22 protein-coding genes are annotated in these 22870 nt (G+C 66.3%); 13 read left to right on the top strand and 9 right to left on the bottom strand.

The features are described 5' to 3' along the window. Positions 1 to 58 precede the first annotated feature (58 nt). Entirely contained in the window at positions 59 to 724 is a 666-nt protein-coding gene (locus FQU96_RS19175) for an isoprenylcysteine carboxylmethyltransferase family protein (protein ID WP_146542926.1), read from the top strand. A gap of 15 nt (positions 725 to 739) precedes the next feature. On the opposite strand, the gene fabG is transcribed toward FQU96_RS19175, so the two are convergent. Next, entirely contained in the window at positions 740 to 1477 is a 738-nt protein-coding gene (gene fabG / locus FQU96_RS19170) for a 3-oxoacyl-[acyl-carrier-protein] reductase (RefSeq protein WP_146542925.1), read from the bottom strand. 35 nt (positions 1478 to 1512) lie between these two features. After that, a complete protein-coding gene (fabD, locus tag FQU96_RS19165; protein ID WP_146542924.1) occupies positions 1513 to 2454 on the bottom strand; it encodes an ACP S-malonyltransferase in 942 nt (313 codons plus the stop codon). Between the two features lie 380 nt (positions 2455 to 2834). Here fabD and rpsF point away from each other — a divergent pair, with 380 nt between their 5' ends. Genes rpsF through rplI form a run of 3 tightly spaced genes read left to right on the top strand, consistent with a single transcriptional unit; the run spans position 2835 to position 4221 of the window. Then, a complete protein-coding gene (gene rpsF, locus FQU96_RS19160) occupies positions 2835 to 3308 on the top strand; it encodes a 30S ribosomal protein S6 (RefSeq protein WP_146543026.1) in 474 nt (157 codons plus the stop codon). Further along, complete coding sequence (gene rpsR / locus FQU96_RS19155) at positions 3305 to 3550, top strand: 30S ribosomal protein S18 (RefSeq protein WP_146542923.1); 246 nt, start codon at positions 3305 to 3307, stop codon at positions 3548 to 3550. Before rpsF ends, rpsR begins: the two co-directional genes overlap by 4 nt. A 23-nt stretch (positions 3551 to 3573) precedes the next feature. Then, positions 3574 to 4221, top strand: coding sequence for a 50S ribosomal protein L9 (gene rplI, locus FQU96_RS19150; protein ID WP_146543025.1), 648 nt, complete (start codon positions 3574 to 3576; stop codon positions 4219 to 4221). A 74-nt stretch (positions 4222 to 4295) separates the two neighbouring features. Here rplI and FQU96_RS19145 read toward each other — a convergent pair whose 3' ends face one another. The 7 genes from FQU96_RS19145 to FQU96_RS19115 all read right to left on the bottom strand — a co-directional run bounded on the left by FQU96_RS19145 (position 4296) and on the right by FQU96_RS19115 (position 12939). Continuing rightward, positions 4296 to 5756 carry a rhodanese-like domain-containing protein gene (locus FQU96_RS19145; RefSeq protein WP_146542922.1) on the bottom strand — a complete coding sequence of 487 codons (1461 nt, stop codon included), beginning with the start codon at positions 5754 to 5756 and terminating at the stop codon, positions 4296 to 4298. A gap of 75 nt (positions 5757 to 5831) precedes the next feature. Then, positions 5832 to 6962: a hypothetical protein gene (locus tag FQU96_RS19140; protein WP_146542921.1), complete on the bottom strand. Its 1131-nt coding sequence runs from the start codon at positions 6960 to 6962 to the stop codon at positions 5832 to 5834. Between the two features lie 43 nt (positions 6963 to 7005). Next, positions 7006 to 7698 (bottom strand): VWA domain-containing protein, encoded by a 693-nt coding sequence (locus FQU96_RS19135; protein ID WP_146542920.1) that lies wholly within the window; start codon positions 7696 to 7698, stop codon positions 7006 to 7008. A 20-nt stretch (positions 7699 to 7718) separates the two neighbouring features. Further along, positions 7719 to 9353: a PrsW family intramembrane metalloprotease gene (locus FQU96_RS43050; protein ID WP_146542919.1), complete on the bottom strand. Its 1635-nt coding sequence runs from the start codon at positions 9351 to 9353 to the stop codon at positions 7719 to 7721. Positions 9354 to 9446: 93 nt separating this feature from the next. Next, positions 9447 to 10301, bottom strand: coding sequence for a PP2C family serine/threonine-protein phosphatase (locus FQU96_RS19125; protein ID WP_178130585.1), 855 nt, complete (start codon positions 10299 to 10301; stop codon positions 9447 to 9449). A gap of 26 nt (positions 10302 to 10327) precedes the next feature. Next, entirely contained in the window at positions 10328 to 11713 is a 1386-nt protein-coding gene (locus FQU96_RS19120; RefSeq protein WP_146542917.1) for a protein kinase, read from the bottom strand. Positions 11714 to 12063: 350 nt separating this feature from the next. Then, positions 12064 to 12939 (bottom strand): PhzF family phenazine biosynthesis protein, encoded by an 876-nt coding sequence (locus tag FQU96_RS19115; protein WP_146542916.1) that lies wholly within the window; start codon positions 12937 to 12939, stop codon positions 12064 to 12066. Positions 12940 to 13108: 169 nt separating this feature from the next. On the opposite strand from FQU96_RS19115, the gene FQU96_RS19110 reads away from it, so the two are divergent. The 9 genes from FQU96_RS19110 (at position 13109) to dprA (ending at position 22812) form a co-directional block, all read left to right on the top strand. Continuing rightward, positions 13109 to 13771, top strand: coding sequence for a dienelactone hydrolase family protein (locus FQU96_RS19110; RefSeq protein ID WP_146542915.1), 663 nt, complete (start codon positions 13109 to 13111; stop codon positions 13769 to 13771). Positions 13772 to 13803: 32 nt separating this feature from the next. Next, positions 13804 to 14460, top strand: a complete 657-nt coding sequence (gene plsY / locus FQU96_RS19105) for a glycerol-3-phosphate 1-O-acyltransferase PlsY (RefSeq protein WP_146542914.1) — start codon at positions 13804 to 13806, stop codon at positions 14458 to 14460. A gap of 90 nt (positions 14461 to 14550) precedes the next feature. Then, entirely contained in the window at positions 14551 to 16128 is a 1578-nt protein-coding gene (locus FQU96_RS19100; protein ID WP_146542913.1) for an ABC transporter substrate-binding protein, read from the top strand. A gap of 61 nt (positions 16129 to 16189) precedes the next feature. Beyond that, on the top strand, positions 16190 to 17218 hold the full coding sequence (locus FQU96_RS19095; RefSeq protein WP_146542912.1) for an ABC transporter permease: 1029 nt from the start codon (positions 16190 to 16192) through the stop codon (positions 17216 to 17218). A gap of 70 nt (positions 17219 to 17288) precedes the next feature. Beyond that, positions 17289 to 18266, top strand: coding sequence for a TauD/TfdA family dioxygenase (locus tag FQU96_RS19090; RefSeq protein WP_146542911.1), 978 nt, complete (start codon positions 17289 to 17291; stop codon positions 18264 to 18266). 11 nt (positions 18267 to 18277) lie between these two features. Then, positions 18278 to 19264, top strand: a complete 987-nt coding sequence (locus FQU96_RS19085; protein WP_146542910.1) for a tripartite tricarboxylate transporter substrate binding protein — start codon at positions 18278 to 18280, stop codon at positions 19262 to 19264. Positions 19265 to 19374: 110 nt separating this feature from the next. After that, on the top strand, positions 19375 to 20571 hold the full coding sequence (locus FQU96_RS19080; RefSeq protein WP_146542909.1) for an MFS transporter: 1197 nt from the start codon (positions 19375 to 19377) through the stop codon (positions 20569 to 20571). Positions 20572 to 20614: 43 nt separating this feature from the next. Further along, positions 20615 to 21532: an ABC transporter permease gene (locus tag FQU96_RS19075; protein ID WP_146542908.1), complete on the top strand. Its 918-nt coding sequence runs from the start codon at positions 20615 to 20617 to the stop codon at positions 21530 to 21532. 59 nt (positions 21533 to 21591) lie between these two features. Beyond that, positions 21592 to 22812 (top strand): DNA-processing protein DprA, encoded by a 1221-nt coding sequence (gene dprA / locus FQU96_RS19070; protein WP_370461378.1) that lies wholly within the window; start codon positions 21592 to 21594, stop codon positions 22810 to 22812. The last annotated feature ends 58 nt before the right edge of the window (positions 22813 to 22870 follow it).

Genomic DNA, 22870 nt, shown 5'->3' with positions numbered 1-22870 from the left:
AGATTCTGAATCGAGCCGCAACGAGGCACGCCGCCAGCGGCACGGAGAACCCATCGTCATGATGATTCGTATTGAAGATCTCCTCGGAAAATTCCTGATGACGGCGGTTTTCGCCTACCTGGCCATGGAGCAGGTGGTCTCGATCGCAGCGGCGTTTCACTTCCGCCATGCCACCCCGGCGTGGGAGCTCACTCTTGTATCCAGGGTGGTCAGTCTCATTTTCATGGCAATGGTCGTCTTTTTCACCGTGACGCGCCTGCCGCCAAAGGGCAGTGCAAGCGGAATCGAACCTCGCCTGACCGCAATTGCCGGAACGTTTATTTTGATGGTTCTGATTGTTCTGCCGCCGGGCAATGTTCCTCAGGAGCTCCGGCTGCTGGCGACAGTTCTCATCATCGTGGGAACGACTCTGTCGATCTATTGCCTGTGGTGGCTCGGGCAATCGTTCTCGATCATGGCGTCTTCCCGACGACTGATCACTCATGGTCCGTACGCGTTCGTACGCCACCCCCTCTACATTGCCGAGGCGGTGACGGTGGTGGGTATCCTGATCGCCAACTGGTCCCTGGTAGCCGTCATCGTCGGTATCGCGCAGTTCGCGCTTCAGTTCAGGCGCATGCAGAACGAAGAGCGCGTGCTGCGCAAGACGTTTGCCGAATACGACGACTATGCGCGTCGGGTGCCCATGATCATTCCGCACGCCGCCCTCTGGCGCCGGGCCTGACGCCGGAACGACGCCTCAGATCATCGCCATGCCACCATTGATATGCAGCGTCTGCCCCGTCACGTAGGCCGCCTCGTCGGAAGCCAGGTAGACGACACCGGCGGCGATTTCCGGCGGTGTACCCAGGCGGTCGGCCGGCACCCGGGTCAGAATGGCCTTCTTCTGCTCCTCGTTCAGCACGTCGGTCATCGGCGTTGAGATGAAGCCGGGTGCCAGGCAGTTCACGGTGACATTGCGGGACGCCAGCTCCTGGGCGAGCGACTTGGACATGCCGATCAGCCCCGCCTTGGCCGCCGCATAGTTGGCCTGGCCGGGGTTGCCCGTCACGCCCACCACCGACGTGATGCTGATGATGCGGCCATGGCGGCGGCGCATCATGCCGCGCATCACGGCGCGGGTCAGGCGGAACGTGCCGCTGAGATTGACCTGCAGGACCTTGTCCCACTCCTCGTCCTTCATCCGCATCGAGATGTTGTCGCGCGTGATGCCGGCGTTGTTCACCAGGATATCGACCTTGCCCATCGCCGCCTCGGCATCCCTCGCCAGGCGATCGATGTCGGCCCCGTCATCCATCCTGGCGGCTACGACATGCGTGCGTTCGCCCAGTTCGTCCTTCAGCGCCGTCAGCGCGTCGACGCGGGTGCCCGACAACGTCACCGTCGCGCCCTGTCCGTGCAGTGCACGCGCAATGGCACCACCGATTCCGCCCGATGCGCCGGTAACCAGCGCCGCCTTGCCTGTCAGATCGAACATGAACTGCTCCCAACCATGGGTCTGGCGATCCGGCATCACACCGTCTTCAGGAACGCCTCGATGTCCGCCGGCGTTCCGACGGTGATGCCCGCGATATCCTTGTCGATGCGCTTGAGCATGCCGGTCAGCACCTTGCCGGCGCCGATCTCGACCTCCGTCTCGACGCCCTTGGCCTTCATGGCCAGCACGCACTCGCGCCAGCGCACGCGGCCGGTCACCTGCTGGATCAACAGCGTCTTGATCTGTGCCGGATCGCTGGTTTCGTCGGCGGTCACGTTGGCGATCACCGGTACCCGCGGCGGCACCAGGCTCACGCGGTCCAGCGCCTCCGCCATGGCATCGGCCGCCGGCCGCATCAGCGCGCAATGGAACGGCGCGCTGACCGTCAGCATCATCGCCCGCTTGATGCCTTTGCCCTTGGCGACCTCGACCGCGCGCGTCACGGCATCCTTGTGACCCGAGATCACGACCTGGCCGCCGCCATTGTCGTTCGCCACCTCGACCACCTCGCCCTGCGCCGCCTCACTACAGACCGCCACAGCCTGCTCGACCTCAGCGCCCAGCAAAGCCGCCATGGCGCCAGTCCCGACCGGCACGGCTTTCTGCATCGCCTGGCCGCGCAGCTTCAGCAGGCGAGCGGCATCGGCCAGCCCCAGCGCCCCGGCAGCCGCCAGCGCCGAATACTCGCCCAGCGAATGGCCGGCAACATAGGCGCAGACCTCGGGCAGCGTCTTGCCGCCCTCCTTCTCGATCACGCGGACGGCGGCCAGGCTCATCGCCATCAGCGCCGGCTGCGCGTTCTCCGTCAGCGTCAGGTCGCTTTCGGGCCCTTCCTGCATCAGCCGGAACAGGTTCTGCTTGAGCGCCTCGTCGATCTCCTGGAACACCTCCCGCGCCACTGGAAACGCCGCGGCCAACTCGCCGCCCATTCCCACCGCCTGCGATCCCTGGCCGGGAAAAACGAACGCCCTACCCATCTCGACGTTACCCCCTGATTGCAACCCTGGTTGTCATAACGACCACCCTGGTTTCCGTCCACCACACCCCGCGAGCCTTCGCGCCGGTCGACCATCCCGTTGTTGTATGTAAACAAGATCGACATCCGCAACAATCTCAGGACAAGAAATATTGAAAAAACAGGATCTTAGAGGCCTGATTGCCCGATTGGCCGCCTACGGTTGCCTGCCCGGTAAAAACCTGTATAACCCCCGCCTTCCGCCAGGGACGAAAGCCCTGGCGGCTCCTTGCCGGTTCCCTTGCCCGCTTTGCGGGCGCCGGGGCCGGCTCGATCCGGCCGGTCGACGGCTGGCCACTGCGGCCGGCGGACTCCGGGTCATCACAAGCCGTAAGGAGCACCATGCCTCTGTATGAAACCGTGTTCGTCGTGCGCCAGGACGTGGCGCAGACACAGGTAGAGGCGCTCGGCACCCAGTTCTCCGACCTGATCGCCACGATGGGCGGCCAGGTGCCGAAGAAGGAGTACTGGGGCCTGCGCCAGCTGGCCTACCGGATGAAAAAGAACCGCAAGGCCCACTACATGCTCATGAACATCGAATCGCCGCCGGACGCGGTGAAGGAGATGGAGCGCACGATGTCGATCAACGAAGACGTCCTGCGCTATCTGACCATTCGCGTCGATGAACTCGAGGCTGGCCCCTCGGCGATGATGCGCAAGAGCGACCGTGACGATCGCGGTGACCGCGGCGAGCGGCGCCGGGATCGCGAGCCGCGCGGCGACCGGGGTGACCGCGGCGAGCGGCCGCGCTTTGCCCGCGAGGGCGGCGGGGCGCCCGCCGGTGAGGCAGAAGGCGGTGAAGGAGAAGCCACATGAGCATGGGTGGCGGCGGTCCACGCCGGCCGTTCGTACGGCGCCGCAAGTCGTGCCCGTTCTCGGGCGCGAATGCACCGAAGATCGATTACAAGGACATCCGCCTGCTCGGGCGCTTCATCTCCGAGCGTGGCAAGATCGTCCCCAGCCGCATTTCGGCAGTCTCGACCAAGAAGCAGCGTGAACTGGCCAACGCCATCAAGCGCGCCCGCTTCCTGGGCCTGCTGCCCTACGTGCTGCGCTGAGCGGAGGACCAGCCATGGCCAACATGGAAGTAATCCTGCTCGAGCGTGTGGCCCATGTCGGCCAGATGGGCGACGTGGTGAAGGTGAAACCGGGTTTCGCCCGCAATTTCCTGCTGCCGCAGAAGAAAGCCTTGCGCGCCACCGAGGCGAACAAGAAGTTCTTCGAGGGCAAGCGCAAGGAACTCGAGGCGACCAACCTGCAGCGCAAGCAGGAAGCCGACGCCGTTGCCGAGCAGATGAAGGGTTTCTCCGTGACCCTGATCCGCCAGGCGTCGGAGAGTCTGCACCTCTACGGTTCGGTTTCGGCGCGTGACATCGCCGAGGCAGTGATTGCCGCCGGCACCAAGATCGAACGCCGGCAGATCGAACTGCCCAAGCCGATCAAGACCCTGGGCAAGCACATCGTCGAAGTCCACCTCCATCCGGAAGTGGTGGTGAACATCGGTGTGCTGGTGGCGCGCTCGACCGAGGAGGCCGAGTTCCTTTCCGGCGGCGGCACCCTGGTCGCCGAGACCGAGCGTCGGGCGCAGGAGCTTGCCGCCGCGGCACAGGCCGCCGAGCAACAGGCAGCGGCGCTGCTGGAGCCCACCGCCCCACCGGCCGAAGCTGCTGAAGCGACGCCCGCAGAAGGCGAGCCCGCCGCAGCCGAAAAGGCCGACAAGAAGAAGTGATCGCCCGGCACCCGCCGGCATCGCAAAGTCAAAGCCCCCGGCCCATCGCCGGGGGCTTTTTCTTTGCCTGCAGTCTACCTCAGCGGCTGTGTCGGCAAGCCCGCGGCGATCCAGGACGCGATACCACCTCGGTACCAATAGACGTTCGTGTAACCGGCCTCATTGGCGCGCAGGACCGCGTTGTAGGACTCCCAGCACCGCACGCCCCCGCAGAAGAACACGATCGGGAAGTTGGTGCGGTTGTTGGTCAGCGCCGCAAGCTCGCTGGTCAGCTGTTGTTGGACCAGGTCCGAGAAACTGCCCGGCCTTCCACCATAGGGGATGTATCGCGCCTTGGTGATCGTGCGCGGATGCGGGTTCTCCAGGACATCGACCAGCAGGAAATCCGTTCCCTTGCGCATTTCGTTTTCGAGCGCCTGGGTCGACAGGATCCGACCCACGGGAATGGACGTCGGGGTCGCGCTGCCGACATTGCTTTGCAGCGTGCGTTGCGGTGGCACGCCGAAATCGGTGTTCTCGTCTGCGTACGATCCCGATGGAGAGGGGCCGGTTGGCGCCGTCGTTCCCGGCTGGGTCGTCCCGCCCGGTTGGGTCGTTCCGCCCGGCTGCGTTGTTCCACCAGGCTGGGCCGTCGAGCCGGGCGGCTTGCCGCCGGGCTCCCGTTCCGGCTTGGTTACAGGACCATCGGAATCACCGGTACTGGGCGTGGTCCCCTTCGGCCTGGGGTCCGACGTTTTCGGGTCTGTTGTCTTTGGATCCGTCGTTTTTGGATCCGTTGTTTTCGGAACTGTCGTTTTCGGGTCCGTTTTCGGATCTGGCGTATCCGTCGACATCTGCGAGCCGATGATCCCCAGGACGACCACAGTGGCGATGACGACGCCGACGATGACCAACACCCATTTCACCCAGCCGCCGCCGCTCTTGGCCGCCGCCGGCGCACCGGGATACATGGCGCCGGGTGGGGCCATGCCCGGCCCGGTCGAAGCCCAACCGCCCTGCTGCTGCGGGTAGTGCGGCATCGGCGCGCTGTGCGGCGGGGCGCCGTATTGCGCACCCGCGGGCGCACCGACCGGTGTCGACACACCACCGACCCACGAGCCGTCCGGCTGCCGCGGAATCGGCGCCGAAACACCACCGACCCACGAGCCGTCCGCAGGCTGCGAGCGTGGGATCACCGTCGGCGAAACGCCGGCCGATGGTCCATACTCCGACGGCAGCGGTCCCCGCCCCAGGCCGTGAGCGCAAGCGCGAACGACGGGCAGCGCGATGTCGCTGCGGATCCCGAGATTGGTTTCGATACGGGCCGCCAGCCGGTCGATCTCGAGGCCGATCTGCTCGGGACGCGCGTTGGACAGAGCGTCCATGACACCGTCGTCGATGGCGCTGCCCAGCACCTTGATCTCGCGTCGGGCTTCGGGGACGCGGTCGGACAGCACCGACACGACGCGCCGCCGGTCGGAAAATATCGTCGGACCAAACCGGCCCGGCAGCTCGCGCAAAACCTTCGCGAGCGCATCGTAACTGTCAGCCGCCATCTACCCCTCTGATATCGGCGAGGCTCAGCCTATATCTCAGCATAATCAACGCCATGGCTGTTGCTGGCAACGGATTCATTGAACCGCCCCGCAGCCGATCATCTGATTGCAGTTGTCGGCCAGCACGCACACGTTGCTGCCGCGCAGCTGCACGTCCTGCGCCTGCGGCTGGACGAAAGCCACGCACATGGTACCGATGTCCAGGCCGTCGCGCTGCCACTGCGGCTGCAAGATCCGGATGGCCGTATTGTTCTGGCGCGTCAGCTGGAATTGTCCGGTCTGCGAAACGCTTTCGGGCTCGTTCGCCCCCTGGCTGGCCACGGCCACGAAACCGGCATTCCACCCCTGCTTGGAAACGCCGACGATCACCCGATACAGTTGGCCGCCGGCCGACGCCCCGAATTCAAGGATGTACGCCTGCTGCGTATCGCGCAGCGGGATCGCCGGCGGCTGCTGATTGCCGCCGGGCGGTACGATGATCGGCAGCCCGCTCGATTGCTGCGGCGGGCGGCGTCCGCCCTGCTGCGGCGGCGCCTGCGGCTGCGGTGCGGCCTCCGGTCGTGATGGCGGTCTCTGCGGTGGCGGTTGCTCGGGCCGCGGTGCTGCCTCAGGTCGCGACGGCGGGGGCTGCGGGCCGGGTCCTCTTTGATCCGTGCTCATCGAAAAACCGACGACCACCAGGAGTCCGACGCCGATGAGCGCGGCGATACCCCACTTGCCTTTCAGGAGTTCTGATGGGCCGCTGGGCGGAGCGCTGGATGGCGCGGCGCCAGAACCGTACGCAGGCCCACCGTAGGCTGGACCGGTTCCAGGCGTCGGCGGCATACCCTGCTGACCAGGACCGCCGACAACGTTGGAGCCGCCCACCCAGCTTCGGTCTTGCGGGGGGATGGCTGCCGGCGACACACCACCCATTCGCGCTGCGATCCGGACGCCCGCCATGGCGTCGCCGATCGCCACGCCTTCGCGGGCGGCAACCTCGGACGCCAGGCGATGAAATTCGGACGCCTGATCGCGGGTGGCACCCAGGCGCTGGGCCACGCCGATACCGATGGCGCCAGCCGTTGCCTTGATGGTGTCGCGCAGCTCGGGTGCCTGGTCCGCCAGCAGCGGCACAGTGCGGCGCGGATCGCGCAGGATATCGTCGCCGAACCGCCGCCGCGCCTCGGCAAACATCGCCACGACGCGGTCGTCATCAGGAAACATCAGATCTGCCCTTGCCGGTCACATCCTGCGCCTTCAGCCACGGTCACCACACCATGTCGCTCGAACGGCGCTGACGGTCGGCGTCCATTGCCAGCTGCGTCACCGGATCGGGCGCGTTGCTGGATGACGATACCGACTTCACCGGCGCCGTGGTCGCCCACTTGATGCGGTTCACCAGATCCTGCGCGTTGTTGGCGCGCAGTGGCTTGAAGTCTGGATGCGCGATGAAACGCTCCAGGATCTCGTTGTCGGCGTCACTGCCGATGGCGATCGCCACCCGCAGCGACCGGCTGCCGTAGGGCGAGTCGAACAACCGCTTCAGTCCCACCTCGAAATCATCTGACGGCTGTCCGTCCGACACCAGCACGAGGACCGGCGGCAGCTGGCGGCCCGGCATGCGCTCGGGTCCCAGCACGTCGGCAACCATGCTCAGCGCCTCGCCCATGTTGGTCTCGCCGCCGGCAACAACGTCCTGCCACTCGAACTGCGCGACCGGCGTCGGCATCGCCACATGCCATTCGGCCGTCGAGGAAAAGCGCAGCACGCGGATCAGCACGTCGGTTTCCGGATTCTCCTCGGCCGCAGCCCGCATTTCCGGGATGGCGGCGCGCATGGCGTAGTTCAGCGACGCGATCTTGTCGCCCGTCATGGAGCCCGAGCAATCCAGCGCCAGGATCACGTGAAGCTGCCGCCGCACCAGCCGCGTCGCGTTGATATTGGGAAGATCCGCCGCCATGGAATGCTCCGCCCCCTCGTTCAACCAACGACGACGCCCTGGATACCGCCGCCGAACTCGATGCTGATGCCGCCGGCCAACCTGACATTGCGTTGTGGCTCGACGGGCTGGACGGATCCGTCGCGCAGACGAGCATACCACGTCACGCTGCCCAGGTTCTTCAATCCGATGACACCCGGATTGCGCGGATGCGCCGTGATTTCACCGACCAACCCTCTGCCACGCTCGCCCACGGCCGGGATCATCGCCAGATCGATACGCACGCCCGGCGTCAGGGGAATGTTGGTCCCGGCGATCGCCAGCGCCATCGCACCCTGCACGGGGACAGTAGGCTGCATGGGCGTGGTGGCGGCCACCGGTTGCGATGCCGGATAGGGATAGCGCGGCGGCCCCGGCGGCGGGCCGCCCGGGAAAGCGACCGGCGGGCCACCGGGGGCGGCGCCCGGAAAACCGCCTGCCGGAGCGCCCCATTGTGCCTGTGGCGGCGGCGATGACGCTGCAGCGCCTCCCCATTGCGCTGGCGGCGGCGCGGCGGCTCCGCCCCATTGAGCAGATGGCGGCGGCGCAGCACCGCCGCCCCACTGGGGCACAGGCGCCATCCCCGGCACGTTTGCGGATCCCGGTGCGCCCACGATGATGGAACCCGACGTCTCGGCGCTGCGACCGAAGATGGTGGCCTCGAGCTGCCGGGCCTTCAGCAGGCAGGCGATCAGCACCATGACCGTCGCGGCCGCGACGAGATAGTTGAGGCCGTCCCAGATCGTGCCGACTGAATTCCACAGCGCGTGCAGGATCGACGCCGTCAGCCAGCCGATCAGCAGCAGCTGTGGTGCTTTCTTAGGCCGGATGACGGCAAGGCCGATGAAGTAGCCGAAGATGCCGGCATAGGCCATGTGGCCGGCCAGGCCGTTGATGACGCGCGGGAACAGCAGCATCAAGCCCAGGCCGAAGGCGCCGAGGTCATTGCCTTTTGTCGCCTTGAAGACCTGGGCAACGATGTTGGGGACGTACTGGTCCCACGTCTCGATGAAGATGAAGCCGGCGCCGGCGGCGACCCCCATCAGGATGCCGTCGAGCGGTCCGCGGACCCGCAACAGGTCGAACAGCGATGCCGGCATGCCCATCCGCAGGCGGGCGGCAAACAGCGTCAGGCCGGCGCCGAACAGCACGGCGATGGCTTTCATCAGCTCTTCCATCAGGCCAGCGCCGAAGAACATGCCGATGAAGGCGTTGAAGAATATGCGCGAGCCCGTGAGATTGGAATTGCCGGGCAGGATCTCGCGGAAAATGAAGAAGAACAGGCGCAGGAACGGCGGTGTCAGCAGGATGCTGATCACCACGATCGGAAACACGAAGTACCAGATCTTGCGATCGGTGCGCGAGTACAGGAAGACCGAGAACAGCGTGAGCAGCAGCAGGTACGCCGTGATGACCATCGTCAGCGAGCGGAACACGCCATAGCGCGCTTGCGGCGTCGGCGCATTCATCAATGCCTGCATCAGGCCGAACAACAGCACGGTGGCGAGCGCGGTCGCGATCCCGACGATGAACAGCGGGCTCTTGAACAGGCTGATCTTGCCCGACCGGATCGGCACGATTTCGGAGAACGACGCTTCGTCGTGATCTCGCGGAATCGGCGGCATGTTGTTGGCCATTCTGTCTCCCCATCTCCCCTCAGCCCATGGCCGGCGCCCCGCCGTGCTCACGGGCTGCACGCACCATGCCCGCGCTGGCCACGTCGCCGAGGCTCATACCGACGTTTCGGGCGCGTACTCCACTGCCGGTGCCGTATCGGCCGGCGCCTGGGCCGGCGAACCGATCGCCAAACATAGCGTCACGTCATCACCGCTGCCACGCTGCGAGACGTCGCCCAGCCACTTGTCGAGCTTGTCCAGCACGCTGCGCAATCCCATCTTGCGTACCGACGTCCGATAGTCGCGGCCGATCGACAGGAAGGTCTTCTCGTCGGCGAACGACTTCGATACGCCGTCGGTCGACAGCATGACGAAATCGGGCCACGGCTGTCCATCGAGGCGCCGGCGCACATGGGCGCGAAAGCGCTGCGCGGCGTTGTCCAGGCACAGAGAATAAGTCTGCTCGCCGACCAGCCCCTCATCATTCGGCAGTGGGCGATCGACCCTGCCGTCGGGGTAGCCGAAGAGGATGTCACCATCGCCGATCTGCAGCACGATCAAGCGATCGGGCCGGACCGCGACGGCGGCCAGCGTGGCGCCGTAGGGCAACAGCTTTTCCTGCTCGGACTCGACCCACTCGCTGTCGACCGGATGACGGGCAAGATCCTCCGCCACCGCCTGCCGCCAGGACACCAGCACCTCGGCCACGATCGCCGCGGCATCGTCGGATGGATCGGGTGCCTCGAGGTAGCGCCCCAGCGTCGCCTTCGCCACCTCGACCGCCAACCGGGAGCCCACCTCGGAGCGATAGTAGGCCGCGCCGCCATGCCCATCGGAGATGGCGGCGACAAAGCCTTCCGTCGCCTGGGTCGCCGCCGGCGGCACCCAGCCGATGGCATCCTGGTTGGGCTGACCCCGTCGGACATGCGATGCGCCGCGCACCGAGGCGCCGCCCAGTGTCCACGCCATTCGACTCGTCATCACACTGTCGACCATCATTGCGTTTGCCACTGCGGCTGCCGCGGTGCTGCAGGTGCCGCAGCACCGGCAACCAGCCGCCCGGTGCGCCGGCCGAAATCGATGACGGCGCCGTGCATGATGCGCACCGCACGCCCCGGCTCCACGATCACCGCGCCGGCGTCGGGCAGCGTCGCCCGCCAGGGTGTCGCGGTGAGGTTGCGCAGCCCCCAAACGTTGGGCCGATCTGGATGCGCCTCGATCACCCCGCCGGGGCTGGTGAAATCCAGTGCCCGGTCGGGATCGAGATGGCGCAAGGCGATGCGCCCGCCCGGCGACAGCGTGACGATCTCGCGGCCGAACATCAGCACCGGCGGCTTGGCCAGCGGCGCGCCGCAGCCGACACAGGCATGTGGCGCCAAGCCCTGCCCGCCGGCCTCGAGGTGCAACGCCTGCTCAAAGCCGCAGGCCCTGCAGGCCACGATCGCATCGACCATGCGCGCGAAGGCATTGCGCCACTCCGGCTCGAGAATGCGATCGCCGGGTTGGCGCAAGCCAATGGTGAACGAACGCACGAACAGTGTCCGGATCGCCGGCGTCAGCGAATTCCAGCGCGCCACGATCGGCTCATGGAAGCCCTGGACCGGACCGTTCGAGCCATCGGCGGGATCGAACAGGAAGACCGGGTGGCTGCCGTAAAGACCGACCTCGGCCGATGAGTCCATGATCTGGATTTCGGCCTCACGCCGACCATCCAGCGGGTGCCAGCCGTGCAGGATGTAGAAGAACAACACGGCCATCGAGAACAGGTCGGTCTTGGTGCTGGGCAGCGCGCGGCGCATCACCACTTCGGGCGCCATGAACTTGCGGGTGCCGAAGACCGATGCATCCATGCCGTCGACATCGACGTTGTCGTTGTCGCAAATGACCACGTCGCCGCTGTCGGGGCTGAGGAAAATGTTGCCGAAGTTGATGTCCTGGTAGCAGAAGCCGCGTGCATGCAATTCCAGGAAATTGTGCGCCACGCTGTGGCAGACCATGACGCGCTTGGCGAGCGGCAATTCCAACCGGTTGGGCGGCCGCGCGATCAGGCCGCGCATGCCGGCGTACTCCGCCTGCCGCAGGGGCATGACGTAGCCGAAGCTGCCGCTATGGGCCACTTCGACCAGATCGATCGGCCACAGGAAGCGGTCGGTGGGCGGACCGACACCGATGGCGCGCGACAGCCGCGCCCGCAGCGTCTTGTCTACCCGAGCAATGCTGTCGTGGTACCATTTCAACGCAAAGCGCGAGCCGTCGATGTCGACGGTGTAGACCGCGCCCTGACCGCCGGCACCCAGCAGGTCGATGACGCGACCATGGCGACGACCGCGTACCGTCAGGAACGGTGTTCCCAGGGGCAGGTCTTCGGCTCGCCCGCTCATCGGGCCACCTCCGGCGCCGGCCCCGTTCTGCGCGTACCGGCGGGCACGGCCGCACCCGGCGCGCACGGCACCGGGCACCGGACCGGACGTCGCCGGGACAGAGGCTCGACCATGACTGCACACCTCCTCCGCGCCGGCGGTGGCGCGATGCCGCCGGCGGTACACGCCCGAACCGCGCGGACGGCCGGTGAGCCCTCAATAATACATTACCGGTCCGGGCCTGCCTAGGCATTCGCAGTCAAAGGCAGGTGTCCGTCACCCCGCGCACGCCGCTATATAGGCGCCGCGCCAAAGTCTGCAAGCGAAACGAAAACAACCGCTTAGGCAGAAATCCGCAGATTTCGTGCAAATCACGTTGCCAGCGTGCCCTCGACGCATGTCACGCATTGTCCGCCCAGGCGGACGATGCCGTGTCCATCGATTTCGACCTGCACGCGCCCAGCCCGACCGACCTGGCCGCCTTGCGAGGCGACGTAGCGGTGCCCGAGGGCCTCGAGCAGCCCACCATCGCGCGCGAAGACCGCGACGCAGCCATTGCCGCTGCCACAGACGGGATCTTCGTTGACGCCGTCGGCGGGGGCGAAGGCACGCACCTCGATCGCGGCCGGCCCGCCCGGCGGGTAAAGGCCAAACACCGTAACGCCGGTGGCCTCCAATCGCGTCGAGAGTGCCGCCATCCGCGCCATGTCCGGGCGCAGGCCAGCGACGGCGGCGGCGTCATGTAGCCGCGTCACGATCCACCGCGGTCCGACGTCGATGATGCGCGGCGACGGCGCGCGCCCGACCGGGGCGTCCAGTACCGACGCCAGATCATCGACATCGGCGGGCGCCAGTTCGCGCACGGTTGCCGGCGGCAGCTCCAGCGTGACCACACGATCGGGCCCGGAGCCGCTCAATGACAGGTTCACCAGCCCGACATTGCACTCCTGCACCAGCCGTCCGTCACGCGGTGTCGCCACCCCCGCGTCCAGAACCGCGTGCGCCGTGCCCAGGGTCGGGTGGCCGGCGAACGGCAGTTCGCTGCGCGGCGTGAAGATGCGCACGCGGTAATCCGCGCCCGCCTGCGTCGGTTTCAGGACGAAGGTGGTCTCCGACAGGTTGGTCCAGTTGGCGATGCGCTGCATCGTCTCGCCGTCAAGTCCGTCGGCGTCGAGGACGACGGCCACCGGGTTGCCGGCGAACGGCTTGTCCGTGAAAACATCGACCTGCTTGAAGCGTAGCGACATGGCGACCTCCGGCGGTTGTAGCCACGACATAGGGTCGTCGCTTCCAGCCAGCAACACCAGAGTTGTCAGGGCACAACCACGAAATCTGCGCCGGCGTGTTCAATCGTGACGCATGGTATAGCGTCGTCTACCATTGCAACGATACACACACAGCGAATGGAGGGAATCCATGGGCTCGATGATCGACATCAAGCGGCCGGACGGCGGCACGGTGCGCGGCTATTTCGCGGAGGCCGGCCGCGGCAAGCCCGGGATCGTGGTGATCCAGGAGTGGTGGGGCCTGAACGACCAGATCATGGGCGTTGCCGACCGCTTCGCGCGCGCCGGTTACAACGCCATCGCCCCTGATCTCTATAAGGGGCGCGTGACGACGACGCCGGATGAGGCAAACCACCTGATGGAAGGTCTCGATTTCCCCGGCGCCACGCACCAGGACATCCGCGGCACCACCCAGCACCTCAAAGGGCTGGGCGGCAAGGTCGCGGTGATGGGCTTCTGCATGGGCGGCGCCCTGACGGTGGCGGCTGGCGTCCATATCCCGGAAGCCGACGCCGGCGTCTGCTTCTACGGCATCCCGCCCGCCGAGTTTGCCGATCCGGCCAAGATCCGCGTGCCGTTCCAGGGCCACTTCGCCAACAGGGACGACTGGTGTACGCCGGCCAACGTCAATGTGCTGGAAGCCGCCATGAAAGCCGCTGGCCTGAAGCCGGATATCCATCGCTATGACGCAGCGCACGCCTTCGCCAACGAACGCAGCGCGGCCTATGACGTGACATGCGCCAACCAGGCCTGGGAGCGCATGCTGCCCTTCCTCGCCACGGCGTTGAAGTAAGCACGGCAGGACAACGAGAGGTCCGACGGTCGATGCCCGCCTCCCCCTACGCCATCGCGATGATTTGGCCCTGGTTGCTGGCCGCGCTGGCGTTCGGCTATGTCATGGGCTCGATCCCGTTCGGGCTGATCTTCACGCGCCTGGCCGGCGCCGGGGACATCCGGCAAGTCGGCTCCGGCAACATCGGCGCCACCAACGTGCTGCGCACCGGTCGCAAGGGCATCGCTGCCGCCACCCTGGTGGCTGACGCCGGCAAGGGCGCGGCGGCGGTGTTGATCGCCGCCGCCCTGGCGGGCGAGCCGGCGTCGTTGGCTGCCGGCCTGGGCGCCGTGCTGGGCCACTGCTTTCCGGTGTGGCTGAAGTTCAAGGGCGGCAAGGGCGTCGCGACGACCCTGGGCTGTCTGTTGGCCTGGTCGTGGCCGCTGGGGATCGCCGCCTGCCTGCTATGGCTGCTGCTGGCGGTGTTGTTTCGCATCTCGTCGCTGTCGGCCCTGCTGGGCCTGGCCTTGACGGCCGTCCTGGCCTGGTTGTTCGGCCTCGCGCCGCCCTGGGGTTACGCCGTGTCGTCCGTCCCCATGGCCATTGTCGTGACGCTGACCATCGCCCTGGTGTGGGCCATGCACCACGAAAACATCGCCCGCCTGCTGGCTGGCACGGAACCCAAGATCGGGCAGTCGAAGAAGGCCTAGCCCCAGACCACGACGGGGACGCGCATCAGTTGACTTGCCGGTTCGGGCGTCGCCTAATCCGCGCAGCAACGAAGCAGAGGGGTGTCTGCCATGCGTTTCTCACGCCTGCTCATCGCCACGACCGTGGCTCTGTCGCTGGCATCGCCGCTATCCGCCAAAACCCTGCGCTGGGCCAGCGTCGGCGACGCGCTGACGCTCGATCCGCACGCGCAGAACGAAGGGCCGACGGCGGCCATGAACCAGCACATCTACGATCCGCTGATTCAACGCGACCCGAGCCTGAAGAAGATTCCCAACCTGGCGCTGTCGTGGAAGCCGATCTCCCCGAACGTCTGGGAATTCAAGCTGCGGCCCAACGTGAAGTTCTCCGACGGCACGCCGTTTACGGCCGACGACGTCGTGTTCAGCATCACGCGCGTGCTGTCGCCGACATCGGACTTCAAGACCTACCTGGCATCGGTCAAGGAGGCCAAGGCGATCGATCCGCTGACGGTGCACATGATCACCGACGGTCCGAACCCGATCCTGCCCGACCAGCTCACCAACATCTTCATTATGTCCAAGGCGTGGGCCGAGAAGCACAACGTCACCAAGCCGCAGAGCTACAAGGACAAGGAAGAGACTTTCGCGGTCCGCAATGCCATGGGCACCGGCCCCTTCATGGTCAAGCAGCGTGACCCCGACATCAAGACCGTCCTGGTCAAGAACCCCACCTACTGGGGCAAGGACGAATTCAAGGACTACCCCGACGAACTGGTCTACACGCCGATCAAGGAACCCGCTACGCGCGTGGCGGCATTGATCTCGGGCCAGCTCGATTTCGTCCTCGACGTTCAGCTGCAGGACGTGGCGCGCGTCAAGCAGACGCCGGGACTCAAGACGCTGGAGTCGGCACAGATCCGTGCCATCTTCTTCGGCCTGGATGTCGGCTCGCCGGAGCTGAAGTACAGCGACGTCAAGGGCAAGAACCCGTTCGCCGACAAGCGCGTGCGCGAGGCGATGTACAAGGCGATCGACATCAATGCCATCAAGACCAAGGTGATGCGCAACTTCGCATCCCCGGCCGGCATCATCACGTCCCAGGGCGTCAACGGCTGGACCAAGGAACTTGGCGCCCGCCCACCCTATGACATCGCCGGCGCCAAAAAACTGATGGCGGAAGCCGGCTACCCGAACGGCTTCAAGGTCACGCTCGACTGCCCCAACGACCGCTACAACAACGACGAGGCGATCTGCCAGGCCGTTGTCGGCATGCTGTCGCAGATCGGCATCCAGATCGACCTGCAGGCACGTTCCAAGACGCTGCACTTTCCCAAGCTGCAGAAGAAGGACAGCAGCTTCTTCCTGCTGGGATGGGGCGTGCCGACGCTCGACTCCCACTACGTGTTCTCGTTCATGTATCAGACCAACGACGGCAAGAAGAACGGCTCCTGGAACTTCACCGGTTACAGCGATCCGAAGCTCGACGGCATGATCGAGAAGATGGCGCAGGAAACGGACATCGAGAAACGCGACGGGCTGATCGCCGACGCCTGGAAGGTCGCACGCGAGACCAACGCCTACCTGCCGCTGCACGATCAGGTGATCGTCTGGTCGATGAGCGACAAGGTCGACATGCCGATCTTCGCCACCGACTCGCCGTACTTCCGATACGCCAAGATGAAGTGAGGTCCAGCGCGCCGTCTCCTGCGCCAGATCGCGGGGGACGGCGCGCGCACCAGGTTCGCACATGCTCTCTTTCCTGGTCTCCCGACTGCTGCAGGCGGCTGCAGTGATGACAGCCGTCTCCTTCCTCTGTTTCGTGCTGTTCAACTTCGTCGGCGATCCGATCAACAACATGGTCGGCCAGGAGGCCACGCAGTCGGAGCGCGCCGAGTTGCGCCATCAGCTCGGCCTCGACGATCCGGTGCCGATCCAGTTCGTGCGGTTCCTCGGTAACGCCGCGATAGGCAACTTTGGCAAGAGCTACCGCATGGCCCGGCCCGTCGAGCAGCTCATCGTGGAGCGGCTGCCGGCCACGCTTGAACTGGTGTTCTGTGGTGCCCTGCTGGCGCTGCTGCTGGGCATCCCGCTGGGCGTGCTGACCGCACTGCGACGCGACACCTGGGATACGCGTGCGGTCATGACCTTCTCGCTGGCCGGCGTCGCCATGCCGACCTTCGTCAGCGGTATCCTGCTGATCTACGTCTTCTCCGTCGAATGTACGGGCTGGGTGGCCTGGCTGGGCCTGCCCACCGGGCTCTGCCTGCCGTCGTTCGGCCGCGGCGATACCGTGAAGATCGGATGGTGGAGCTCCGGGCTGTTCACGGGTACCGGCTTGAAAGCCCTCATCCTGCCGTCGGCGACCCTGGCGCTGTTTCAGATGACGTTGGTGCTGCGGCTGGTGCGCTCGGAGATGCTCGAGGTGCTGCGTACCGACTACATCAAGTTCGCGCGCGCCCGCGGGCTCACCAACCGCGCCGTCCATTTCCACCATGCGCTCAAGAACACCTTGCTGCCGGTGATCACCGTGATCGGCCTGCAGATCGGTGGCCTGATCGCCTTCTCGATCATCACCGAGACAGTGTTCCAATGGCCGGGCATGGGCCAGCTCTTCATCCAGTCCGTGCAGTTCGCCGACATACCCGTGATGGCAGCCTACCTGGTGATGATCTCGTTCTTCTTCGTCACCATCAACTTGATCGTCGATTTGACCTACGCCGTCATCGACCCGCGCCTGCGCGTCGACCGGGCCCGCGCCGTCGGCAACGCCCATTGACCTCGCCGCCGCTTTCCGCGTGACTTGCCCGGCCGCCGGGCGGAAAATCCGCCGCACCGGAGGAAACACCATGGACACCCACGTCTCATCGGAAGCGGCCGCACACATCAAGGTCACACCGATCAATGGCAATATCGGGGCCGAGATCAGCGGCGTTGATCTGCGCCGGGCATTGAGTCCAGCTGAAGCCGCCGCGATGCGCGCCGCACTCGTGAAGCACGAGGTAATCGTGCTGCGCGATCAGGACATCACGCTCGATCAGCAGATGGAATTCGGCCGCCTGTTCGGCGATCTCTCGATCCATCCCTTCTCGCCCAATCTCGACGATAAGCGCGAAGTGATCGTGCTCGACTACGGCAAAGACAATCCGCCTCACCTCACCGACCAGTGGCACGCCGACGAGACGTTCCGCGGAGCGCCGCCGCTGGGCACTATCCTGCGTGCCCGCGTCGTGCCCGAGGTCGGCGGCGACACGCTGTTCTCCAGCATGACCGCCGCCTACACGGGCCTGTCGGAACGCATGAAGGCCTACATCCATGGGCTGGAGGCATTGCATGACTTCAAGCCGTGGCGACCGCTGTTCACCAGTGCCGAGGCGCATCAGAAGAAGCTGCGCGAGATCGAGGCGCAGTTCCCCAATCCATGGCATCCGGTGGTGCGGGTGCATCCGGTGTCGGGCCGCCGCATCCTCAATGTCAACGCGCAGTTCTGCGTGCGCATCAAGGGACTGAAGGACGACGAAAGCAGCATGATCCTGCAGTACCTCTACAGTCGCGCGGCGATCCCCGAGTATCAGCTGCGCGTGAAGTGGCAGCCGCACACGATCGTCATGTGGGACAACCGCGCGGTGCAGCACTACGCGCCGCACGACTATTATCCGCAGCGCCGCACCATGGAGCGAGTCACTGTCGCGGGCGACCCGGTCGTCGGCGTCGAGGGCGCCTACACGCCCGAGGAAGGCGTCGGTCCGCTGCCGGATGGCAAGGGCGCCAAGATCGCGCCGCCGGGCAAGCGCCCGATCCGCGAGTTCGAGCGCGGCCTCTACTGACGAGGCGCTGGATGACTCTCGCTCCGTTGCGCCGCCGGCGGTTGGTCCAGTTCGCCGGTGCGTCGGTCGCTGCGTTCGCCGCCCATGATGCGACAGCTCAGGATACCTACCCCGACAAGCCGATCCGCATCGTGGTGCCGTTCCCGCCGGGCGCACTCACCGACGCCATCGGCCGCGTGGTCGCCGATCGCCTGCGGGACAGCTTCAAGCAACCCGTCGTGGTCGAGAACAAACCTGGCGCCAGCACCTTGCTTGGCGCCAGCCAGGTCGCCAAGGCGGCACCCGACGGCTACACCCTGATGGTGGCGACCAGCACGACTCTGGGCATTGCGCCGGCGTTGTTCACCAATCCGCCGATCAAGGTCAGTGACCTGACCGGCGTCGCCATGATCGGTGCCGTGACCCTGTTCCTGGTCACGCATCCGGCGGTGCCGGCAACCGACATACCGACGTTGATGGCGGCGCTGCGCGCCAAGCCCGACGGCTATACCTATGCCTCGCCGGGCAACGGCACGATCCATCACCTGGTGATGGAGATGCTGTGCCGCCAGGAGAACGCCCGCGCCCAGCACGTGCCGTATCAGGGCAGCGGCCCGGCCATCACCGACGTGATGTCAGGCCGTGTCGATTTCATGTGGATCGACGCCACGGTTGTAACGCAGCACATCCGCGCCCGTCGCGTGCGGCCGCTGGCAGTCACGGGATCGCGGCGTACGCCAGCGTTTCCCGATGTGCCTGCACTGACCGAGTCGCATCCCGACATCGACCTCGTCGCCTGGCAATCGATCGCCGCGCCCGCCGGCACGCCCGCAGCGGTCATCGGTCGGCTCAATGGCGAGATCAATGCCCTGCTCAATGAACCCGCTTTCCGCGGCCGCCTGGCGGACATGGGTGTCGAGGCCAATCCCATGAGCATCGCGGCCTTCAATGCGCTGATCCAGCGCGATGCCGGACGCTGGGCCGAGGCCGTCAAGCAATCGGGCGCCAAGGTCGACTGACGCTGTTACTTTTCCATGACTGGGCCTGTGATCGCGGGCGCGTGCATGCACGGCGGCGTTGCGGCAATGGGAGTCGTGGCCCTCGCTGTCGGCGGCTACAAGTGGCCCGCATGTCCGTCGAATCCGAAGCTGCCGCAGCGGCACGCACAAGCCAACCGTCGCCGGCAATGCCATGGTTGCTGTTGAGTGCAGCATGCCTGGGTTCCTTCGCAGCGTCGGCCAGCGGCACGACACGCTCGCCGTTCCTGCTCGACATGGCGCGCGATCTGTCGGTCAACCTGGTCCTGGTCGCCAACCTGGTGTCGATGACAGCTACTGCCTGGGGTGTCATGTCGCTGGTGGCCGGCATGGCGTCGGATCGTTGGGGACGACGACCGTTCCTTGTCGGCGGCCCCATCGGACTGGCGATCTGCATGGCCGGTGTGGTGCAGGCCGGCGATTTCACCGGTGTCGCGATCTGGGCGACGTTGGGCGGCGCCTGCTGCGGCATCTTCACGGGCCCCATCTTTGCCGAGGTCGCGTCGCGTGTCGCCGCCAGCCACCGTGGCCGCGCGCTCAGCTGGGTGATGAGCGGCCAGTCCCTGACCCTGGTTGTCGGCGTGCCTGTAGCGGCCTGGGCCGGCGCGAGGATCGGCTGGCGCGGCTGGCATATCGCGCTGGCGGTGTTCGCCCTGGCCGGGGCGCTCAGCCTGTGGGCCGCCACGGCGCAGGGTCCGGCAGAGCGCGCCACACGGCGCGCCAATGACGGCCCGCGCGGCCGGCTCTCGTGGCCGGTGATCATGCTGCTCGTCATCAGCGTCACCGAACGCGTGTGCTACGGCCTGGTTGTCGTCTACTTCGCCACCTTCCTGCTGGAGCAATACCAGGTCGGGCTCGAAGCGGTCGCGTTGCCGCTGGCCCTGGTTGCCGTCGGCAACATCGTCGGCACTGCCATCGGCGGCCAGCTGGCCGATCGCGTGCGCAACCGGCTCGGTCTCTTCGGCGCCTGCATGGCGGCCACCGCGGTCGCCGGGCTGGCCTTGTTCGTCTGGAAACCTGACATCACCGTCTCCGTCGTGCTGGGCTTCGCCTATGTCTTCATCAACGCGTTCGGCCGGCCGGCGCTGATGGCGGCGCTGGCCGACGTGCCCGAGGATGTGCGCGGCACGGTCATGGGCCTCAACGGCACCAGCGCCAGTGTCGGGTGGGTTGCGGCGGCGGCGCTGGGTGGCTGGATGATCGCCACCTGGGGGTTCGTCGGCTTCGGTCCGCTGTCGGCCGCGCTGGCCCTGCTGGGCGCTGTCCTGGCTTTTACCTGGCGACGCTGACATCCCTTCCCCCGCTGGCCGACACCCGGCATGATCGCGGGCGATGTCGGACGCCTCCTTCGCTGCGCGCCTGCGCGATTCTGACCTGTGGTGGAGCTTCAGCCGCTCGCCGCTCACCGTGGCCGCGGCGCTCATCACGGTGCTGTTCGTGGTCGGCGCCCTGTTCGCACCGTGGCTGGCGCCGCATGATCCGTTCAATCCGCGCACCCTGAAGCTGCTTGACGCTTTCACCCCACCGGTCTGGACCGCCGACGGCAAGCCGGACTACCTGCTGGGTACCGACAACCAGGGCCGCGACGTGTTGTCCGCGATCATGTATGGCGGCCGTATCTCGCTGCTGGTGAGTCTAGCGGCCATCGCGTTTTCGGTAACGTTCGGCGTCGGGCTGGGGCTGGCCGCCGGCTTCCGCGGCGGCTGGGTCGACACCCTGATCATGCGGATTGCCGACATCCAGCTCACCGTGCCGGCGATCCTGATCGCACTCACCCTGGACGGCGTGGCGCGCGTGGCCTTTCCCAAGATGCACGATCAGTTCGCGGTGTGGGTGCTGGTGCTGTCGATCGGCTTTGCCAACTGGCCACAGTTCGCGCGCGTCACGCGCGCCACGACCCTGGCGGAGCGGAGCAAGGACTACGTCAACGCTGCGCGCATCATCGGCATCTCCGGCACCAAAATCGCGATCAAGCACGTGCTTCCCAACGCCCTGGGGCCGGTGCTGGTGATCGCCACCATCGGGCTGGCGCTGGCCATCATCGCCGAGGCGTCGCTCTCCTTCTTGGGTGTCGGCATGCCGCCAACCCAGCCGTCGCTGGGCACCCTGATCCGCATCGGCAACGCTTTCCTGTTCTCGGGCGAATGGTGGATCGTGATCTTCCCGGCCCTGGCATTGATGGTGCTGTCATTGGCCGTCAATCTGCTGGGCGACTGGCTGCGCGATGCGCTGAACCCGAAACTGCGATAACGCGTATACAACTTTCACGCGATTTACAGTCCAGCCGATTCGCGTTATGAGAACACCTCATGAACGCAATGGCTCCCCTCTCCCTGTTGTCCCGAGCCGCAAGCGCCATCGTCCCCTCGCGACGATCGCACGATGGTCTGCGGCTTGACGGCGAACGCCTGGCCTGTGTGCGACTGGCGCGCACGCCGCGCGTGGGACCGGTGACGTTTCACGAGATGCTGGGCCACTACGGCTCCGCCACGGCAGCGCTGGAGGCGTTGCCGTCGTTGGCGCGTCGTGCCGGCTTTGCGCAGGCACCCGTGTCGCCGCCAGCGGCAGCGATCCAGCGCGAGGCCGAGGGCCTTGCCGCGCTGGGCGGCCGCTTCATCATTCATGGCGATGCCGACTATCCGGTGGCCCTGGCGCAGATCCCGGATGCGCCCCCGGTCTTGTCGGCCATCGGCGACAGCACCCTGCTGGCGCGGCCCATGATTGCCGTGGTGGGCGCACGCAATGCGTCGACCAACGGCCGGCGGGTGACGATTGCCCTGACGACGGACCTGGGTGCTGCGGGCTTTGTGGTCGCGTCCGGCCTGGCGCGCGGGATCGACACCGCGGCACACCGCGCGGCGCTCGAGACCGGCACCGTCGCCGTCCTGGCGGGTGGCATCGACGTCATCTACCCGCCAGAGAACGCGGATCTCTACCGCGCGATGGCCGAACGCGGCCTGATCCTGTCGGAGGCGCCGCTGGGCGCAGTGCCCCAGGCCCGGCATTTTCCCCGGCGCAACCGCATCGTGTCCGGCTTGTCGCTGGGCGTGCTGGTGGTGGAAGCGGCGCTGCAGTCGGGCTCGCTCATCACCGCCCGTCAAGCAGCCGATCAGGGACGCGAGGTCTTCGCCGTGCCGGGCTCGCCGCTTGACCCGCGCTGTCGCGGCAGCAATCAGCTCATCCGTGATGGCGCTCACCTGGTCGAGGGCGCCACCGACGTGCTCGCCCACATGAACCCTGCGACACCCCAGAATCTTGTCGTCACAAAAAGTAACCTCAAGAAATCCCCGTCGACCGGCACGAGCGCACAGTTGGCGGGGACATTTGATGCCGCACCTCAAGTCATTGAAAAAACGAATGATTCTTTGGATGACCGCATCCTCGCATGCCTCGGTCCCAGTCCTACCCCGGTTGACGAACTGATCCGTGAGTGCCATGTCTCGGCCGCCCTCGTCACGGCCGCCCTACTCGATCTGGAGCTTTTGGGGAGGGTGGAGCGGCTGCAAGGAAACATGGTCGCCCTGATCTAAGGCGTTGTTATCGCTGGCGATTGGGGTGCAATCGCGGAGCGGCGCCTGCGCCGGCGAA

Origin of the sequence: Reyranella sp. CPCC 100927, from assembly GCF_007859315.1 — a bacterium.
Taxonomy (GTDB): Bacteria; Pseudomonadota; Alphaproteobacteria; order Reyranellales; family Reyranellaceae; genus Vineibacter.
Note: the sequence above shows the minus strand (reverse complement) of the source record. Positions and strands in the feature narration are given on the sequence as shown.

What these genes read in the sequence shown, in the direction of transcription:
- FQU96_RS19125 (WP_178130585.1), bottom strand. Translation starts at nt 10,301, where the DNA reads ATGGCGTGGACACTGGGCGGCGCCTCGGTGCGCGGCGCATCGCATGTC.
- FQU96_RS43050 (WP_146542919.1), bottom strand. Translation starts at nt 9,353, where the DNA reads ATGGCCAACAACATGCCGCCGATTCCGCGAGATCACGACGAAGCGTCG.
- FQU96_RS19145 (WP_146542922.1), bottom strand. Translation starts at nt 5,756, where the DNA reads ATGGCGGCTGACAGTTACGATGCGCTCGCGAAGGTTTTGCGCGAGCTG.
- FQU96_RS19090 (WP_146542911.1), top strand. Translation starts at nt 17,289, where the DNA reads ATGGACACCCACGTCTCATCGGAAGCGGCCGCACACATCAAGGTCACA.
- rplI (WP_146543025.1), top strand. Translation starts at nt 3,574, where the DNA reads ATGGAAGTAATCCTGCTCGAGCGTGTGGCCCATGTCGGCCAGATGGGC.
- fabD (WP_146542924.1), bottom strand. Translation starts at nt 2,454, where the DNA reads ATGGGTAGGGCGTTCGTTTTTCCCGGCCAGGGATCGCAGGCGGTGGGA.
- FQU96_RS19110 (WP_146542915.1), top strand. Translation starts at nt 13,109, where the DNA reads ATGGGCTCGATGATCGACATCAAGCGGCCGGACGGCGGCACGGTGCGC.
- FQU96_RS19140 (WP_146542921.1), bottom strand. Translation starts at nt 6,962, where the DNA reads ATGTTTCCTGATGACGACCGCGTCGTGGCGATGTTTGCCGAGGCGCGG.
- plsY (WP_146542914.1), top strand. Translation starts at nt 13,804, where the DNA reads ATGCCCGCCTCCCCCTACGCCATCGCGATGATTTGGCCCTGGTTGCTG.
- FQU96_RS19100 (WP_146542913.1), top strand. Translation starts at nt 14,551, where the DNA reads ATGCGTTTCTCACGCCTGCTCATCGCCACGACCGTGGCTCTGTCGCTG.
- FQU96_RS19075 (WP_146542908.1), top strand. Translation starts at nt 20,615, where the DNA reads ATGTCGGACGCCTCCTTCGCTGCGCGCCTGCGCGATTCTGACCTGTGG.
- dprA (WP_370461378.1), top strand. Translation starts at nt 21,592, where the DNA reads ATGAACGCAATGGCTCCCCTCTCCCTGTTGTCCCGAGCCGCAAGCGCC.
- FQU96_RS19115 (WP_146542916.1), bottom strand. Translation starts at nt 12,939, where the DNA reads ATGTCGCTACGCTTCAAGCAGGTCGATGTTTTCACGGACAAGCCGTTC.
- FQU96_RS19095 (WP_146542912.1), top strand. Translation starts at nt 16,190, where the DNA reads ATGCTCTCTTTCCTGGTCTCCCGACTGCTGCAGGCGGCTGCAGTGATG.
- FQU96_RS19175 (WP_146542926.1), top strand. Translation starts at nt 59, where the DNA reads ATGATGATTCGTATTGAAGATCTCCTCGGAAAATTCCTGATGACGGCG.
- fabG (WP_146542925.1), bottom strand. Translation starts at nt 1,477, where the DNA reads ATGTTCGATCTGACAGGCAAGGCGGCGCTGGTTACCGGCGCATCGGGC.
- FQU96_RS19120 (WP_146542917.1), bottom strand. Translation starts at nt 11,713, where the DNA reads ATGAGCGGGCGAGCCGAAGACCTGCCCCTGGGAACACCGTTCCTGACG.
- FQU96_RS19135 (WP_146542920.1), bottom strand. Translation starts at nt 7,698, where the DNA reads ATGGCGGCGGATCTTCCCAATATCAACGCGACGCGGCTGGTGCGGCGG.
- rpsF (WP_146543026.1), top strand. Translation starts at nt 2,835, where the DNA reads ATGCCTCTGTATGAAACCGTGTTCGTCGTGCGCCAGGACGTGGCGCAG.
- FQU96_RS19080 (WP_146542909.1), top strand. Translation starts at nt 19,375, where the DNA reads ATGTCCGTCGAATCCGAAGCTGCCGCAGCGGCACGCACAAGCCAACCG.
- FQU96_RS19085 (WP_146542910.1), top strand. Translation starts at nt 18,278, where the DNA reads ATGACTCTCGCTCCGTTGCGCCGCCGGCGGTTGGTCCAGTTCGCCGGT.
- rpsR (WP_146542923.1), top strand. Translation starts at nt 3,305, where the DNA reads ATGAGCATGGGTGGCGGCGGTCCACGCCGGCCGTTCGTACGGCGCCGC.